We start from the raw sequence: 844 nt of genomic DNA on the forward strand, positions 1-844 counted from the left end.
TAGGTGATGTCGGTAAACCAGACCGCATCGAGCCGGCCCCGATCGAAGTGCCGCTCGATCAGATCCGGCGGGAACGACGCCTGCGGATCGACCACCGTGGTCTTGACCTTGAACGTGCGCGGGCTGATGCCCTCCACACCGAGCGAGGCCATGATCTTGGCCACGGTCTTGGCGTTCACCACCTCACCACGCGCCCGCAACTCGGCCGTGACCCGCGGCGACCCGTAGGTACCCTTCGATTCCCGGTGGATCTCGACGATCTTGACTTCGAGGTCGGCGCGACGCTGTTGCCTCGGCGTCAACACCGTGGCGACTCTGCGCTTGACGTACTGGTAGTAGCCCGATGTGGACACCTCCAGCAGTCTCGCCATCCGCAGGATCGAGAACCGTTCACCTTCCGGCGCGGCGGTGCCGGCGGTCTCTTCGATGTTGTCGGGGCCGGCGTACTTGGCCATCAGATCGAACCGGGTCGGTTCTTCTGCATCGCGGCAAAGTACGCCGAAGCTTTTACCAGGAAAGCGTTGTCCTTCTCGAGTTCGCTTACCTGCCTTCGCAATCGGAGTAGCTCGGCGTGTTCGGCCGCGTCCAAAGGCTTCTCTCCGTGGGACTCTGCGGCGGCGATTCTGCGCCGCTCGAGTTTGACCCATTCGCCCAACAGACTCTCGTTGAGGCCGAGTTCTCGGGCGACCTCTGCGATGGTGCGACCGGAGTCGATCACCCGGTGGGCGGCCTCGACCTTGTACTCGGTCGTGAACGACCGACGCTTGCGAGGGGGCATACGGACATCCTTCCAGCGGGACCGGTGTCCCGCCAAGTCGGTGTCCACTTTCCGGGGGGAACCTCA

Annotated in this window: 2 protein-coding genes; both read right to left on the reverse strand. The window is 63.7% G+C overall.

The annotated features are described in order from the left end of the window. Window positions 1-455: IS3 family transposase (locus P3H15_RS54185; protein ID WP_206015570.1), on the reverse strand; the 455-nt coding region annotated here is incomplete at its 3' end. Next, window positions 455-778, reverse strand: coding sequence for a transposase (locus P3H15_RS54190; RefSeq protein ID WP_072951788.1), 324 nt, complete (start codon window positions 776-778; stop codon window positions 455-457). The genes P3H15_RS54185 and P3H15_RS54190, both read right to left, overlap by 1 nt. Window positions 779-844: the final 66 nt, after the last annotated feature.

Source organism: Rhodococcus sp. T2V (assembly GCF_029269925.1).
Taxonomy (GTDB): Bacteria; Actinomycetota; Actinomycetes; order Mycobacteriales; family Mycobacteriaceae; genus Rhodococcus_F; species Rhodococcus_F koreensis.